Origin of the sequence: Pseudomonas sp. P7758, assembly GCF_013386485.1 — a bacterium.
Lineage (GTDB): Bacteria > Pseudomonadota > Gammaproteobacteria > Pseudomonadales > Pseudomonadaceae > Aquipseudomonas.
Map to the genome: position 1 here is coordinate 1 of NZ_JACARS010000122.1, position 14,685 is coordinate 14,685.

Annotated in this window: 14 protein-coding genes; 10 read left to right on the forward strand and 4 right to left on the reverse strand. The window is 59.8% G+C overall.

What is annotated here, in order from left to right:
• Positions 1-421 precede the first annotated feature (421 nt).
• From HX873_RS23960 to HX873_RS23970, 3 genes are read left to right on the forward strand one after another with little or no spacing between them, the layout of a single operon-like run.
• The gene (locus tag HX873_RS23960) at positions 422-1,861 is read left to right on the forward strand and encodes a cytochrome ubiquinol oxidase subunit I (protein WP_008432808.1); all 1,440 of its coding nucleotides are present in this window, start codon (positions 422-424) and stop codon (positions 1,859-1,861) included.
• Between the two features lie 3 nt (positions 1,862-1,864).
• On the forward strand, positions 1,865-2,872 hold the full coding sequence (gene cydB / locus HX873_RS23965; RefSeq protein WP_008432810.1) for a cytochrome d ubiquinol oxidase subunit II: 1,008 nt from the start codon (positions 1,865-1,867) through the stop codon (positions 2,870-2,872).
• Positions 2,873-2,884: 12 nt separating this feature from the next.
• Positions 2,885-3,052, forward strand: coding sequence for a DUF2474 domain-containing protein (locus HX873_RS23970; RefSeq protein ID WP_003215809.1), 168 nt, complete (start codon positions 2,885-2,887; stop codon positions 3,050-3,052).
• A gap of 41 nt (positions 3,053-3,093) precedes the next feature.
• On the opposite strand, the gene HX873_RS23975 is transcribed toward HX873_RS23970, so the two are convergent.
• Together HX873_RS23975 and HX873_RS23980 are read right to left on the reverse strand one after the other, a co-directional pair.
• Positions 3,094-4,218 (reverse strand): methyltransferase, encoded by a 1,125-nt coding sequence (locus HX873_RS23975; RefSeq protein WP_003215811.1) that lies wholly within the window; start codon positions 4,216-4,218, stop codon positions 3,094-3,096.
• A gap of 128 nt (positions 4,219-4,346) precedes the next feature.
• Positions 4,347-5,057 carry a LuxR family transcriptional regulator gene (locus HX873_RS23980; protein WP_003215813.1) on the reverse strand — a complete coding sequence of 237 codons (711 nt, stop codon included), beginning with the start codon at positions 5,055-5,057 and terminating at the stop codon, positions 4,347-4,349.
• A 405-nt stretch (positions 5,058-5,462) separates the two neighbouring features.
• Between HX873_RS23980 and HX873_RS23985 the strand changes: the two genes are divergently transcribed.
• Complete coding sequence (locus tag HX873_RS23985; protein WP_177123311.1) at positions 5,463-6,239, forward strand: ferredoxin--NADP reductase; 777 nt, start codon at positions 5,463-5,465, stop codon at positions 6,237-6,239.
• Positions 6,240-6,279: 40 nt separating this feature from the next.
• Here HX873_RS23985 and mscL read toward each other — a convergent pair whose 3' ends face one another.
• Positions 6,280-6,696, reverse strand: coding sequence for a large-conductance mechanosensitive channel protein MscL (gene mscL, locus HX873_RS23990; RefSeq protein WP_003215816.1), 417 nt, complete (start codon positions 6,694-6,696; stop codon positions 6,280-6,282).
• A gap of 286 nt (positions 6,697-6,982) precedes the next feature.
• On the opposite strand from mscL, the gene katB reads away from it, so the two are divergent.
• The 3 genes from katB (at position 6,983) to radA (ending at position 10,572) form a co-directional block, all read left to right on the forward strand.
• Positions 6,983-8,524: a catalase KatB gene (gene katB, locus HX873_RS23995; protein WP_003215817.1), complete on the forward strand. Its 1,542-nt coding sequence runs from the start codon at positions 6,983-6,985 to the stop codon at positions 8,522-8,524.
• Positions 8,525-8,629: 105 nt separating this feature from the next.
• A complete protein-coding gene (locus tag HX873_RS24000; RefSeq protein WP_102369936.1) occupies positions 8,630-9,169 on the forward strand; it encodes an ankyrin repeat domain-containing protein in 540 nt (179 codons plus the stop codon).
• Positions 9,170-9,204: 35 nt separating this feature from the next.
• On the forward strand, positions 9,205-10,572 hold the full coding sequence (gene radA / locus HX873_RS24005; RefSeq protein ID WP_003215821.1) for a DNA repair protein RadA: 1,368 nt from the start codon (positions 9,205-9,207) through the stop codon (positions 10,570-10,572).
• Between the two features lie 115 nt (positions 10,573-10,687).
• Here the strand turns inward: radA and HX873_RS24010 are convergent, their stop codons facing one another.
• On the reverse strand, positions 10,688-11,056 hold the full coding sequence (locus HX873_RS24010; protein ID WP_177123312.1) for a PilZ domain-containing protein: 369 nt from the start codon (positions 11,054-11,056) through the stop codon (positions 10,688-10,690).
• Positions 11,057-11,229: 173 nt separating this feature from the next.
• Between HX873_RS24010 and HX873_RS24015 the strand changes: the two genes are divergently transcribed.
• The 3 genes from HX873_RS24015 (at position 11,230) to yjiA (ending at position 14,616) form a co-directional block, all read left to right on the forward strand.
• Entirely contained in the window at positions 11,230-13,296 is a 2,067-nt protein-coding gene (locus tag HX873_RS24015; RefSeq protein ID WP_003215826.1) for a carbon starvation CstA family protein, read from the forward strand.
• A 15-nt stretch (positions 13,297-13,311) separates the two neighbouring features.
• A complete protein-coding gene (locus tag HX873_RS24020; protein WP_003176208.1) occupies positions 13,312-13,509 on the forward strand; it encodes a YbdD/YjiX family protein in 198 nt (65 codons plus the stop codon).
• Between the two features lie 147 nt (positions 13,510-13,656).
• Entirely contained in the window at positions 13,657-14,616 is a 960-nt protein-coding gene (gene yjiA, locus HX873_RS24025; RefSeq protein WP_003215828.1) for a GTPase, read from the forward strand.
• Positions 14,617-14,685 lie beyond the last annotated feature (69 nt).

Here is a 14,685-nt window from a genome sequence, read left to right on the forward strand (position 1 = left end):
GAGGGCACACCGAGCCTAGGCGAGGTGCCGAGTGGTGGGGCAAGAGCGTTTTGCTTACTTTTGCGCTTTTCAAAAGTGAGCCGCTGTAAGAGCGGAACCAATACCAGCCATCACCCAAATAACGGATATACACCCAAAACACGCCCAATCTCACCAAAGACAACACCCAGTGACCACTGAGGCAACCTGTCACGCGGCAAAAGACCACGCCTTGCTCTCGCGAAAATGGGACTACTCTTTCAGCAATGCTTGATCCAGATCAAAACCTTCGCCGGGATTGCTCTGGCGGCCGCAAGGCCAGAATCCCTGCGTGGTTGGTTATAAAAAGAAACGAATTTGAATTCGCCACACTCCATATCCGTGGGGGCAGTGGGTGCAGGCCTCCAGCCAGCATTCGGTATTACCTGACAGAGGAAGACTTATGTTCGGTTTGGAGGCGCTAGATCTCGCCCGAATTCAATTCGCGTTCACCATCTCATTCCATATCCTGTTCCCGGCCATCACCATCGGCCTGGCCAGTTACCTTGCGGTGCTGGAAGGCCTGTGGCTCAAGACCCACAACGACACCTACCGTGACCTCTACCATTTCTGGTCGAAGATCTTTGCCGTCAACTTCGGCATGGGCGTGGTCTCCGGCCTGGTCATGGCCTATCAATTCGGCACCAACTGGAGCCGCTTCTCGGACTTCGCCGGTGCCGTCACCGGGCCGTTGCTGACTTATGAGGTGCTCACGGCGTTCTTCCTCGAAGCCGGCTTCCTTGGGGTCATGCTGTTCGGCTGGAACAAGGTCGGACGCAAGCTGCACTTCTTTGCCACGGTGATGGTGGCCGTCGGCACGCTGATCTCGACTTTCTGGATTCTTGCCTCCAACAGCTGGATGCAGACGCCACAGGGCTTTGAAATCATTGATGGCCGGGTGATTCCAACCGACTGGCTGGCCGTGATCTTCAACCCGTCGTTCCCCTACCGCCTCATGCACATGGCCACGGCCGCGTTCGTCGCTACCGCGTTCTTCGTCGGCTCCTCGGCGGCCTGGCACTTGCTGCGCGGCAAGGACAACCCGGCGATCCGCACCATGCTGTCGATGGCAATGTGGATGGCGCTGATCGTTGCGCCGATCCAGGCGGTCATCGGTGACTTCCACGGCCTGAATACCCTCAAGCATCAACCGGCGAAGATCGCCGCGATTGAAGGCCACTGGGAAAATATCGGCAACGAGCCCACGCCGCTGATCCTGTTCGGCTGGCCGGACATGAAGGCTGAAAAAACCAAGTTCGCGGTGGAAATCCCATACCTGGGCAGCCTGATCCTGACCCACTCCCTGGACAAGCAGGTGCCGGCCCTCAAGGAGTTCCCGCCTGAGGATCGTCCGAATTCGACCATCGTGTTCTGGTCGTTCCGGGTCATGGTGGGCCTGGGCTTCCTGATGATCTTCACCGGCCTGTTCAGCCTCTGGCTGCGCCGTGGCGACAAAATGTACACGTCCAAGCCGTTCCTGTACCTGGCGCTGTGGATGGGCCCGTCCGGCCTGATCGCGATTCTCGCCGGCTGGTTCACCACCGAGATCGGCCGTCAGCCGTGGGTGGTCTACGGGCTGATGCGCACGGCGGACGCCTCGTCCAACCACAGTTTTGCGCAGATGAGCATTACGTTGGTGTTGTTTGTGGTGGTGTACTTCGCGCTGTTCGGCGCGGGCCTGGGCTACATGATGCGCCTGGTGCGCAAAGGGCCTGTGACCCACGAAAGCACCGAGCCTACTCACGGTGGCCCTGGGCAGAAACGCACACCGGCGCGTCCGTTGTCGGCGGCTGATGACAGTGCCGATGCCGATCACGGCGACACCTTGAACAAGGGGAACTGAGCCATGGGTATTGATCTTCCGCTGATCTGGGCCGTGATCATCATCTTCGGCATCATGATGTACGTGGTCATGGACGGCTTCGACCTGGGGATCGGCATTCTCTTCCCGTTCATCCCGGGCAAGACCGACCGTGACGTGATGATGAACACCGTCGCCCCCGTGTGGGACGGCAACGAAACCTGGCTGGTACTCGGCGGCGCGGCGTTGTTTGGCGCGTTCCCGCTTGCCTATTCGGTGGTGCTCTCGGCGCTGTACCTGCCACTGATGCTGATGCTGATCGGGCTGATCTTTCGCGGCGTGGCGTTTGAGTTCCGCTTCAAGGCCAAGGACGACAAGCGTCACCTGTGGGACAAGGCCTTCATCGGCGGCTCGCTGGCAGCGACGTTCTTCCAGGGCGTGGCGCTGGGGGCGTTCATTGATGGCATCCCGGTGGTCGACCGGCAGTTTGCCGGTGGCTCCCTGGACTGGCTGACGCCGTTCACGATGTTCTGCGGCGTGGCCCTGATCGTGGCGTATGCGCTGCTGGGCTGCACCTGGCTGATCATGAAGACCGAAGGCAGCTTGCAGGAGAAGATGCACAACCTGGCTCGGCCCCTGGCCTTCGTGGTGCTGGCGGTGATCGGTATCGTCAGCCTCTGGACGCCGCTGGCCCACCCGGAAATCGCCTCGCGCTGGTTCACCCTGCCGAACCTGTTCTGGTTCCTGCCGGTGCCGATCCTGGTGCTGGTGACCATGTACGGCCTGATTCGCGCCGTGGCCCGCAATGCGCACTACACGCCGTTCCTGCTGACACTGGTGCTGATCTTCCTTGGCTACAGTGGCTTGGGGATCAGCCTGTGGCCGAACATCATCCCGCCGTCAGTTTCGATCTGGGACGCCGCCGCACCGCCGCAAAGCCAGGGCTTCATGCTGGTGGGCACCTTGTTCATCATTCCGTTCATCCTGGGCTACACCTTCTGGAGCTACTACGTGTTCCGCGGCAAGGTCACCCACGAAGACGGTTATCACTAGGAGGATTGACTCATGTCCGGCAAACCTTCGTTGCACGACATCGAACAGGCCGAGAAAAAGCCGCTCTGGCAGCGCCTGGGCTGGCTGGCGATGATCTGGACCGGCAGCGTCCTGGCCCTGTTCGTAGTGGCCAGCCTGATGCGCATGTTCATGAATGCCGCGGGCCTGACCACCCACTGACATCCCGTTGTAACTATTGCCCTCCTTTGTGGAGGGCTTTTTTATTTGCGCGCCTTGAGGACCACGAACTTCGGCGTGGTCGCCACTTGCTCGACGCCACGGAACAACCGCGCCAACTTGGTGTGATAACCCAAGTGACGGTTGCCGACGATATACAGGGCGCCGCCCACTACCAACGCTTCCCGCGCCTGCTGGAACATGCGCCAGGCGAGGAAGTCTCCCACCACTTGCTGCTGGTGGAACGGCGGGTTGCACAGCACCACATCCAGTGACTGCGCTTCCTGATCGGCCAGGCCGTCGCCGGGGCGAATCAGCACGTCACGTTCGCCCAGCGCCGCGCGCCAGTTCTCGGCCGCCGATTGCACCGCCATATAAGACTCGTCGACCAGCGTGTACTGCGCCTCGGGGTTTTGCAGCGCGCTGGCAATCGCCAGGACGCCATTACCGCAACCCAGGTCGGCTACGCGGGCGCCGCCCAGGTTTTGTGGCAGGTGCGGCAGGAAGGCCCGGGTGCCGATATCCAGGCCTTCGCGGCAGAACACGTTGGCGTGGTTGAGCAGTTCGATGGCCGGGGTTTCCAGGCTGTAGCGCGTCGGGTAGGGCGATACGGCGTGTGGCCGATCGGCCAGGGTGGCGATCAGCAGTCGGGCCTTTTTTACCGCCAGTGAGGCGTGCATCGGGCCGATGTAGCGCTCCAGCAGTTCGCCGGCAGCCCGTGGCAGGTGCTTGACCATCGCCCCGGCAATCACTTCGGCGCCGGGTGCCAGTTGACCTTGCAGGCGAATCAATTGTTCTTCGAGCAGGGCCAGGGTTTTCGGCACGCGGATCAGTACGCGGTCGAACGGCCCGGCAGGTGTCTGGCTGGCGGGCAGGAACGTTACCGCGTCGAAAGCCTTGCCGTTGCGCGCCAGGTTTTTCTCCAGGCCCAGGGCGCCGAGGAACGAGTCACCACTGGAGGTGACCTGCACATGCCCTTCGAGGCTGGCCGCCAGGGCGCCGAAACTGTCGTTGAGCACGAGTACGCGGGTCGCCGTCGTCAGCTGTTGTTCCGCCAGGTAGCTGAGCAAATACTCATCGGCTGCATCAAACGCTTGCAGCGGGTCGTTGTGCTGTTCTGGCTGACGGATCAGGTCGAGTTGGGCGAAGGGGCTGTCGAGCAGGGGCATGGCGGGGGAGACTCTGGGTAAGCGAACCATCGGGGTGAGCGGCGACGCGAGGCGCATCAGGAGCTCGCGTCATCACCCGGAACTGGCCGCAAATGTTACGTTTTTTTCCCCTGGATTACATGCGGTGTTTAAAACAACCCGCATTTGACTGCCGTGATCACTGCGGCAATCTTGTTACTGACCCCCAGTTTCTTCATCGCACTGCTGATATGGAAGCCGACCGTGCGTTCGGACAGGCACAGGATGGTGGCGATGTCCGAGGCGGTCTTGCCCAAGGCCGACCATTGCAGGATTTCGGTTTCCCGCGGGGTCAATTTGCTGGGCGCTTGCGGGCTGGGATTGTCTGCGTATTTTTTGGCCACCACCGCGTGCATGGCGTGGCAAATCCAGAGCACTTGCCCGGCTTTTTCATAGAGTTCTTCAGGGCCCACTGGGCCGGTGGCACGCCCCAGGCTCAACATGCTGAAAACACCCTGGAAGTCATGAACCGATTGGGTCCATCCGAAATTCAGTCCGTTGGACTGGGCATGGGCCCATAAGTCCGGTACCGAAGAAAAGGTTTTCTCGTCCCATACGATCGGTAGAACCGAGCGTTTGCAATGCGCAACCACAGGGTCGAGATCAAAGTAGTGCTCTTGTCTGTACAGCGTATTCCATTCATTGGAATAGTTGTTGAGGTTGATAGTTTTCGTTTGGTTGTTGGGTAGATGGGAACTAAGGGTGAATGCGCAGTATTGGAAGCCAAGCTCGTAGGTAAGGTTGAGGGCAGCTTCGTACATACTGGTTATTTCGCTTTCCCCTTCGAGTTTGGGCAGGCGAGTGTTGTGCCAGTTGACCATCGGTAACTCTCCATGCGAACGGTTTTTACATGGGGTACTTCCAAGGCCCCCGGTTACAACGTGAAAAAATAGTGTAGGACAACGGCTACAGCTCGAAATAAAAATTTGGTTATGTTCAAGCGGGCGTTAGGCCAATAACATTTGTACAACCTGGCTACGGTGTACAGGTTTCAGGCGTTCGATAAGATTTTTTTCCATTAGTTTTAAGAACTTGCTCTAAATGCGCCTTATTGATATTTAGTTGCACTCCCTCATCTAATGGCTTGTTGGAAGGCGACTAATAGCCAAATATTTAGTACCGCCCAGCGGTTGCCACAATGGGCAGCGGCAATGCCAGCACAAACCATCGGTGTTTCCAGGCGGCGCTTTGGGGGACACTAGGGGCCTCTGCAAATGGAGTTTCCCATGACGGCCAGTGCTGAAAAATACACCCGCCAGACCCTGCTTGACGTGAAATCGCTGACTCCCAGCCTGTTTACCCTGCGCACTACCCGAGACCCTGGTTTTCGTTTTCGCGCCGGACAATTCGTGCGCCTGGGGGTGACCAAGGCCGATGGCGGCATTGTGTGGCGTGCTTATTCGGTGGTGTCCTCGCCCTTTGATGAACACCTGGACTTCTTTTCCATCGTGGTGCCGGGCGGTGAGTTCACCAGTGAGCTGAGCCGCCTGCGGGAAGGCGATACCTTGCTGGTGGAGCGCCAGGCCACGGGCTTTTTGACCCTGGACCGGTTTGTGGATGGTCGTGATCTGTGGCTGTTGGGCACCGGGACCGGTATTGCGCCGTTTCTCTCGATCCTGCAGGACTTCGAAGTGTGGGAGAAATTCGAGCGGATTATCCTCGTCTATAGTGCCCGCGAAGCAAGGGAGCTGGCTTACCAGTCGTTGATCCATGAACTGGGCGAACGTGAGTACCTGGCAGAATACGCCCACAAGCTCACCTACATTCCCATTGTCACCCGCGAGCAACATCCGGGCGCGCTGAATGGGCGGATTACCACCCTGATCGAGAACGGCGAATTGGAGCGCGCCGCAGGCATCGAGCTGACCCCCGAGCATTCCAGGGTGATGATTTGCGGTAACCCGCAGATGATCGACGACACGCGTCAGTTGCTGAAACAGCGCGACATGCAACTGAGCCTGACCCGCCGTCCGGGGCAGGTCGCGGTAGAAAACTACTGGTAAAACAAAGGCGCCCTGCAGGCGCCTTTACTTTTTGCCGAGCTTACTCGGGCTTGCTGTTCTGTGCCTTGAGCAGATCGCGGATCTCCCCCAGCAGCACTTCTTCCTTGGTCGGGACCGGCGGCAGGCTAGGTGCCACGGCCTCTTCACGCTTCAGGCGGTTGATGGCCTTCACGCCCATGAAGATCGCAAACGCAACGATCACAAAGTCGATCACGCTCTGGATGAACTTGCCGTACGCCAGTACGACGGCCGGCGCATCGCCCTGGGCGGCTTTAAGCGTTACGGCCAGGTCGCCGAAGTCGACACCCCCGATCAACAGGCCGATAGGTGGCATCACCACGTCGCCTACAAAGGATGAAACAATTTTGCCGAAGGCGGCGCCGATGATAATACCGACCGCCATGTCGACCACATTACCTTTGACCGCGAAGGCCTTGAACTCACTTAACACGCCCATAGGTTATTCCTTGTTACAGATGAGGAGGTAGAAGCCAGTGTAAGACAGTGTGGCGAGGCTTGCTCGACACAACTGCTAACAGTGTCCGTTTTTATCGACACATTAAATCGCAAATAGTTTGCAAAGTGCCACCAATCGCGCGCGGAATACCCGCTATTTCAGTGGGTTACCACACTATTTTCTTTATCGGGGTGGTACGGCTTTTCTATTTATCTTCTGACTCGCGGGTCACTAGCCTCTGGCAAGCACAACTCAATATGCACTAAAAAAACCAGAGGATACCTCGATGAAAAACCCTATTAGCCGCGGGCCTATTTCTGCGCGACAGGTGCTGTTTGCAGTGAGCGCCAGTCTTCTTTCGCTGTCCGTACACGCCGCCAACCTCACGCGCGATAATGGCGCGGCGGTCGGTGACAATCAGAACTCTCAAACCGCCGGTGCGAATGGCCCGGTCCTGTTGCAAGACGTGCAACTGATCCAGAAGTTGCAGCGCTTTGATCGCGAGCGTATTCCGGAGCGCGTTGTGCACGCCCGTGGCACCGGCGCTCACGGTACTTTCACCGTCACCGATAACCTCAGCGACCTGACCAAGGCCAAGGTGTTTGCCGCCGGCGAAGCCACGCCGGTATTTGTGCGCTTCTCTGCGGTCGTTCACGGCAACCATTCGCCGGAAACCCTGCGTGACCCGCGCGGCTTCGCCACCAAGTTCTACACCGCCGAAGGTAATTGGGACCTGGTCGGTAATAACTTCCCGACGTTCTTTATTCGCGATGCGATCAAGTTTCCGGACATGGTTCACGCCTTTAAACCAGATCCGCGCACTAACCTGGACGATGATTCCCGTCGCTTTGACTTCTTTTCCCATGTTCCGGAGTCCACTCGTACGTTGACCGAGTTGTACTCGGACTCCGGTACTCCAGCCAGTTACCGGGAAATGGACGGTAACGGTGTACATGCCTACAAGTTGATTAACGCCAAGGGCGAAGTGCACTACGTCAAGTTCCACTGGAAGAGCCTGCAAGGCATCAAGAACCTCGATCCTAAACAAGTGACTGAAGTACAGGGCCGTGACTACAGCCATATGACCAATGATTTGGTCACGCACATCAATAAGGGAGACTTCCCCAAGTGGGACCTGTATGTGCAAGTGCTGAAACCGGAAGACCTGGCCAAGTTTGATTTCGACCCGTTGGATGCCACCAAGATCTGGCCGGACGTGCCGGAGCGCAAAGTCGGGCAGATGGTGCTGAACCGCAACCCGGCCAACGTCTTCCAGGAAACCGAGCAAGTCGCCATGGCGCCGGCCAACCTGGTGCCGGGCATCGAGCCGTCGGAAGACCGCCTGCTGCAAGGCCGGGTGTTCTCCTATGCCGATACGCAAATGTACCGCCTGGGGCCAAACGCCCTGCAACTGCCGATCAACGCACCCCGGGTGACCGTCAACAACGGTAACCAGGACGGCGCGATGAATTTCGGCAAGACCACCACTGGCGTGAACTACCAGCCAAGCCGCCTGCTGCCACGGGAAGAGCCGCAAACCGCGCGGTACAGCCAGTCGGCCCTGTCGGGCAGTACCCAGCAAGCGAAGATCCAGCGTGAGCAGAACTTCAAGCAGGCCGGCGACCTGTACCGCTCGTTCAACAAGAAAGAGCGTCAGGACTTGATCGACAACTTCGGCGGCTCCCTGGCCACCACCGATGACGAGAGCAAGCACATCATCCTGTCGTTCCTCTACAAGGCGGATCCGGAGTACGGCACAGGCGTGACCAAAGTGGCCAAGGGCGACCTGGCCCGCGTCAAGGCATTGGCCGAAAAGCTGACCGACTAACCGCCCACGCTCCCTGTAGGAGCCGGCTTGCCGGCGATAACGCCCACAAGTACGCCATCGCCGGCAAGCCGGCTCCTACAGGTGGCACATCATTGAGAATTTGCCATGCGAATCTTTATAGGCGCTGTCCTTGCGTGTTTGTCGTTCAGCGTATTGGCCGAACAAGCTGCCCCGGCCGCGCTTAAGGCACAACTGCAGGATTACTACTTCGACGCCGCCCGCCGTGGCGACGTGGAAATGCTCAACACCTTCATCGAATCCGGCTATTCGCTGAACACCCAGGATGAAAAAGGCTACACGGCGCTGATTCTCGCCGCCTATCACGGTGAAAGTGCCTACGTGGACCGATTGCTCGCCGCCGGCGCCGATGCCTGCGTGCAGGACAAACGCGGCAACACCGCGTTGATGGGCGCGATCTTCAAGGGTGAGCTGAAAATCGCCCAGCGCCTGCTCGCCACCGACTGCAACCCCGACCAGCGCAACGGCGCCGGACAAACGGCGGCCATGTATGCCGGGCTGTTCAAACGCGTGGAACTGCTGGATGAACTGAAAGCCAAGGGCGCCGATCTGAATGCCGAAGACCCGATCGGTAACAGCGCTTCACGTTTGGCCAGCGGTGAAATCCGTACCCCGGCGCCGCGCTGAGCTATCATCGCGGTTTTTCGGTTGGAGGTTCTCAAATGGCAAAGGCCAAGCGCATGTATGGCTGCACGGAGTGCGGCGCGACCTTTCCCAAGTGGGCCGGCCAGTGCACGGAATGCGGTGCGTGGAACACCCTGACCGAAACCATGATCGAGAGCGGCGGCGCCGTGGCCCCCAGTGGCCGTTCCGGCTGGACCGGGCAACAAACCCAGATCAAGACCCTGGCCGAAGTCAGCGTCGAAGAAATCCCGCGTTTCTCCACCGCTTCCGGTGAACTGGACCGGGTGCTGGGCGGCGGCCTGGTGGATGGTTCGGTGGTACTGATCGGCGGTGACCCGGGCATCGGTAAATCCACGATCCTGCTGCAAACCCTGTGCAGCATCGCCAGCCGCATGCCGGCGTTGTATGTCACCGGCGAAGAATCCCAGCAGCAGGTGGCCATGCGTGCGCGCCGCCTGGGCTTGCCTCAGGACCAACTGCGGGTGATGACCGAAACCTGCATCGAAAGCATCATCGCCACCGCGCGCCTGGAAAAGCCCAAGGTGATGGTGATCGATTCGATCCAGACGATTTTCACCGAGCAACTGCAATCGGCACCGGGTGGCGTGTCCCAGGTGCGGGAAAGTGCCGCGCTGCTGGTGCGCTATGCGAAACAGAGCGGCACGGCGATTTTCCTGGTGGGCCACGTGACGAAAGAAGGCGCACTGGCCGGCCCGCGGGTGCTGGAACACATGGTCGACACCGTGCTGTATTTCGAAGGCGAGTCCGACGGGCGGTTGCGTTTGTTGCGGGCGGTGAAGAACCGTTTTGGCGCGGTCAACGAGTTGGGTGTGTTCGCCATGACTGACCGGGGCTTGAAAGAAGTCTCCAACCCGTCAGCGATTTTTCTTACCCGCGCCCAGGAAGAAGTCCCAGGCAGTGTGGTGATGGCAACGTGGGAAGGCACCCGGCCGATGCTGGTGGAAGTCCAGGCGCTGGTGGACGACAGCCACTTGGCCAACCCGCGTCGTGTCACCCTGGGCCTGGACCAGAACCGGCTGGCGATGTTGCTGGCGGTATTGCACCGCCACGGCGGCATTCCCACCCATGACCAGGACGTGTTCCTCAACGTGGTGGGCGGGGTCAAGGTGTTGGAAACCGCGTCTGACCTGGCGTTGATGGCGGCGGTGATGTCCAGCCTGCGCAACCGGCCGTTGCCCCATGACTTGCTGGTGTTTGGCGAAGTGGGCCTGTCGGGTGAAGTACGCCCGGTGCCCAGCGGGCAGGAGCGCCTGAAGGAAGCGGCCAAGCACGGCTTCAAGCGCGCCATCGTGCCCAAGGGCAATGCGCCGAAAGAAATGCCACCGGGGCTGCAAGTGATCGGGGTGACGCGCCTGGAGCAGGCGCTGGATGCCCTGTTCGAATAGTCGCCAGCCACCCATCACCCCTGTAGGAGCCGGGCTTGCCCGCGATGGCGGTGTATCAGCTGATTGATATGCAAACTGACACACCGCCATCGCAGGCAAGCCAGCTCCCACATGTTCAGGTCTCCAGCAAGGCGGCGAATTCCCGCTCCAGCTCTGCCTGATCACCGAGGTTCAGCTCGATTATCCGCCGCAGGTGGCTGATGGAGTCGAGGTCGATGTGTTCGCACACAAAGCCGAGCTGCCCATGATCGTCGTGGGTCAGCCGCACCTGCATCTTCACGTCGGTCTCGGCGTCGAGATGAATGTCCACATCGAACGATTCGTAGCGATGGCCGTGCCATTCTTGCGGCCGTTGCACCAGCAAGCCCTTGAGCGACAAATCCACCAATTGCACCGACCAGACACGGCCGTCTTGCGTGAGCTCGGTCCTGGCGTCGAAGGCAATGCGTCGGAAACGGCGTCGGTCTGAAGGCTGTTCGCTCATGGTGAAACCCTCTGTGGATAAAGGAATTGTAGCCGTGCGCCATCATGGGGCGGTTTTTTCTGCTTTTTTTGCCCCGGCAAGGCTCTAGACCAACGTAGGGGGGTGGCCTTTAAGGCCAGTAGCGCTAAACTCGGGATGGCTGTCTTTCTGTCCACCCTGGCTGGAATATAAAAATGAAAAATAATAATAGCCTGCTACGCCATCTACCCTGGCTGCTGCTGGCAATCGTAGGAGCGTGCGCCCTGGGCGTAGTGGCCTTGCGCCGCGGCGAGGCGATCAACGCCTTGTGGATCGTGGTCGCAGCAGTGGCCATTTATCTGGTTGCTTACCGTTACTACAGTCTGTTCATCGCTAACCATGTGATGCAGCTCGATCCACTGCGGGCTACCCCCGCTGTGCTGAACAACGACGGTCTGGACTATGTGCCGACCAACAAACACATCCTTTTTGGTCACCACTTCGCGGCAATCGCCGGCGCAGGGCCTTTGGTCGGCCCGGTACTGGCGGCGCAGATGGGCTACCTGCCCGGCACGTTGTGGCTGATCGCCGGCGTGGTGCTGGCCGGGGCGGTGCAGGACTTCATGGTCCTGTTCCTGTCCACTCGTCGCAACGGCCGTTCCCTGGGGGACATGGTCCGCGAAGAAATGGGCCGTGTGCCCGGGACCATCGCGCTGTTCGGCTGCTTCCTGATCATGATCATCATCCTCGCGGTGCTGGCGCTGATCGTGGTCAAGGCCCTGGCCGAAAGCCCGTGGGGCATCTTCACGGTGATGGCAACCATTCCGATCGCGATGTTCATGGGCATTTACATGCGCTACATCCGCCCGGGCCGCATCGGTGAAATCTCGATTGTCGGCGTGCTGTTGCTGCTGGGTTCGATCTGGCTGGGCGGGCAGATTGCCGCTGACCCGGTGTGGGCCAAGGCCTTCAGCTTCACCGGGATCCAGATCACCTGGATGCTGGTGGGTTATGGCTTCGTGGCTGCCGTGTTGCCGGTGTGGCTGATCCTCGCGCCACGCGACTACCTGTCTACTTTCCTGAAAATCGGCACCATCATCGCCCTGGCGATTGGCATCCTGGTGACCATGCCCGACCTGAAAATGCCGGCGCTGACCCAGTTCATCGATGGCACCGGCCCGGTGTGGAAGGGCGGCCTGTTCCCGTTCCTGTTCATCACCATCGCCTGTGGCGCGGTCTCGGGTTTCCACGCACTGATCTCCTCGGGCACCACGCCCAAGTTGCTGGCCAGTGAAGGGCACGCCCGTTACATCGGCTACGGCGGCATGTTGATGGAGTCGTTCGTGGCCATCATGGCGATGGTTGCCGCTTCGGTGATCGAGCCAGGGGTGTACTTCGCCATGAACAGCCCGGCCGCGATTGTCGGCGGTGACGTGGTGGCTGTGGCGCAAACCGTCAGCAGCTGGGGTTTTGCAATTACCCCGGAAGCGTTGCAGGCGGTGGCCCATGACATTGGTGAGTCCACCATCCTGGCCCGTGCCGGTGGTGCGCCAACCCTGGCGGTGGGTATCGCGCAGATCCTGCACAGCGTCCTGCCGGGTGAAAACACCATGGCGTTCTGGTACCACTTTGCGATCCTGTTCGAAGCGCTGTTCATCCTGACTGCGGTCGACGCCGGTACCCGTGCCGGTCGCTTCATGCTGCAGGATTTGCTCGGCTCCTTCGTGCCGGCGCTCAAGCGTACCGAGTCCTGGACGGCCAACCTGATCGCCACCGCAGGTTGCGTGGCGATGTGGGGTTACCTGCTGTACCAGGGCGTGATCGACCCACTGGGCGGCATCAACACCTTGTGGCCGCTGTTCGGTATCTCCAACCAGATGCTGGCCGGTATCGCGCTGATGCTCGCCACGGTTGTGCTGATCAAAATGAAACGCCAGCGCTACATCTGGGTGACCATGCTGCCAGCCGTATGGCTGCTGATCTGCACCGTGACCGCAGGCTTCATCAAGCTGTTCGACGCCAACCCGGCGATCGGCTTCCTGTCGCTGGCCAAGAAATACAGCGATGCCCTGGCCGGCGGCCAGATCCTCGCACCGGCCAAGAGCATCGACCAGATGCAACACGTGATCTGGAACGCCTACACCAACGCAACGCTGACGGCGCTGTTCCTGTTCGTGGTCTTCAGCATCCTGTTCTATGCGCTCAAGGTCGGCATTGCTGCCTGGGGCAAAAAGGAACGTACGGATAAAGAAGCGCCATACCAGGCCATCCCGGACGCTTGATAGAGGATTGCAATCATGTTCAATGACATCAGTCGCCTCGGTAAATACCTCGGTCAGGCCGCGCGCCTGATGGTCGGCATGCCCGACTACGACACCTACGTCGAGCATATGCAAACCAAACACCCGGACAAACCGATGATGGACTACAAGGCGTTCTTCCGGGAACGCCAGGAAGCCCGTTACGGCGGCAAGGGTGGGCCCAAGTGCTGCTAGCCCGGTAGTTCGGGCTGCGGTGATCCCTTGTGGGAGCGGGCTTGCTCGCGAAGGCGGTCTTTCAGTGATGCATGTGCTGACTGACACGCCGCCTTCGCGAGCAAGCCCGCTCCCACATTTGTTTTGTGTTTCTTCAAGGAGAACTCTTTGTCCTCTCCCATCCCCGTCACCGTCCTCAGCGGCTTCCTCGGCGCTGGCAAGACCACCTTGTTGCGTCACCTGCTCAAGGCCGAGCACGGCTTGAAAATCGCCGTGATCGAAAATGAATTCAGCGACGCCGGTATCGACACCCAATTGCTGGGCAGCGAGCCGGTGCAAGTCATGACCCTGTCCAATGGCTGCGTGTGCTGCACCATCCACACTGACCTGACCAAGGCCCTGTACCTGTTGCTGGAGCGCCTGGACAGCGGCGAGATCGCGTTCGACCGCCTGGTGATCGAGTGCACCGGCCTGGCCGACCCGGCCCCCGTGGCCCAGACCTTTTTCATCGATGAAGAACTGCGCGAGCGCTACATCCTCGACGGCATCATCACCCTGGTGGACGCGGCCCACGCCGAGCACCACCTGACCCAGACCATCGCCCAGGCGCAGATCGGGTTTGCCGACCGCCTGCTGGTGAGCAAGCGCGACCTGGTGGACGATGCCACCTTCGACGCCCTCAGCGAGCGCCTGACTCGTATCAACCGCCGGGCGCCGATTCGTGTGGTGGAACACGGCAAGATCGACCTCGCCGAACTGCTGGATGTGCGCGGCTTCAACCTCAACGCCGGCATGAGCCTGCGCCCGGTGAGCCAGGCGCCGTCCATCGACCGTATTTCCAGCCTGGTGCTGCGCACTGACCAGCCGCTGGATATCGACAAACTCAGCGAGTTCATGAACGAGCTGCTGGAAGACCACGGCAAGCAATTGCTGCGCTACAAAGGCGTGCTGAACATTGCCGGGGAAGACCGGCGCATGGTGTTCCAGGGCGTGCTGAAGCTCTACGGGTTCGATTGGGACACCGAATGGGCCGAAGGCGAAGCGCGGGAAAGTGTGATTGTGTTTATTGCTGACGAGTTGCCGGAAGAGAAGATTCGCGAAGGCTTTGCGCGGGTTTACCAATCCTGACTTGAAACGCAGTCAAAATGTGGGAGCGGGCTTGCTCGCGAAAGCGGTGTATCAGTCAGCCCATGCATC

Bases quoted from the DNA above. Each gene is read 5' to 3' on its own strand.
- HX873_RS23960 (WP_008432808.1), top strand. From the start codon at position 422: ATGTTCGGTTTGGAGGCGCTAGATCTCGCCCGAATTCAATTCGCGTTC.
- cydB (WP_008432810.1), top strand. From the start codon at position 1,865: ATGGGTATTGATCTTCCGCTGATCTGGGCCGTGATCATCATCTTCGGC.
- HX873_RS23970 (WP_003215809.1), top strand. From the start codon at position 2,885: ATGTCCGGCAAACCTTCGTTGCACGACATCGAACAGGCCGAGAAAAAG.
- HX873_RS23975 (WP_003215811.1), bottom strand. From the start codon at position 4,218: ATGCCCCTGCTCGACAGCCCCTTCGCCCAACTCGACCTGATCCGTCAG.
- HX873_RS23980 (WP_003215813.1), bottom strand. From the start codon at position 5,057: ATGGTCAACTGGCACAACACTCGCCTGCCCAAACTCGAAGGGGAAAGC.
- HX873_RS23985 (WP_177123311.1), top strand. From the start codon at position 5,463: ATGACGGCCAGTGCTGAAAAATACACCCGCCAGACCCTGCTTGACGTG.
- mscL (WP_003215816.1), bottom strand. From the start codon at position 6,696: ATGGGCGTGTTAAGTGAGTTCAAGGCCTTCGCGGTCAAAGGTAATGTG.
- katB (WP_003215817.1), top strand. From the start codon at position 6,983: ATGAAAAACCCTATTAGCCGCGGGCCTATTTCTGCGCGACAGGTGCTG.
- HX873_RS24000 (WP_102369936.1), top strand. From the start codon at position 8,630: ATGCGAATCTTTATAGGCGCTGTCCTTGCGTGTTTGTCGTTCAGCGTA.
- radA (WP_003215821.1), top strand. From the start codon at position 9,205: ATGGCAAAGGCCAAGCGCATGTATGGCTGCACGGAGTGCGGCGCGACC.
- HX873_RS24010 (WP_177123312.1), bottom strand. From the start codon at position 11,056: ATGAGCGAACAGCCTTCAGACCGACGCCGTTTCCGACGCATTGCCTTC.
- HX873_RS24015 (WP_003215826.1), top strand. From the start codon at position 11,230: ATGAAAAATAATAATAGCCTGCTACGCCATCTACCCTGGCTGCTGCTG.
- HX873_RS24020 (WP_003176208.1), top strand. From the start codon at position 13,312: ATGTTCAATGACATCAGTCGCCTCGGTAAATACCTCGGTCAGGCCGCG.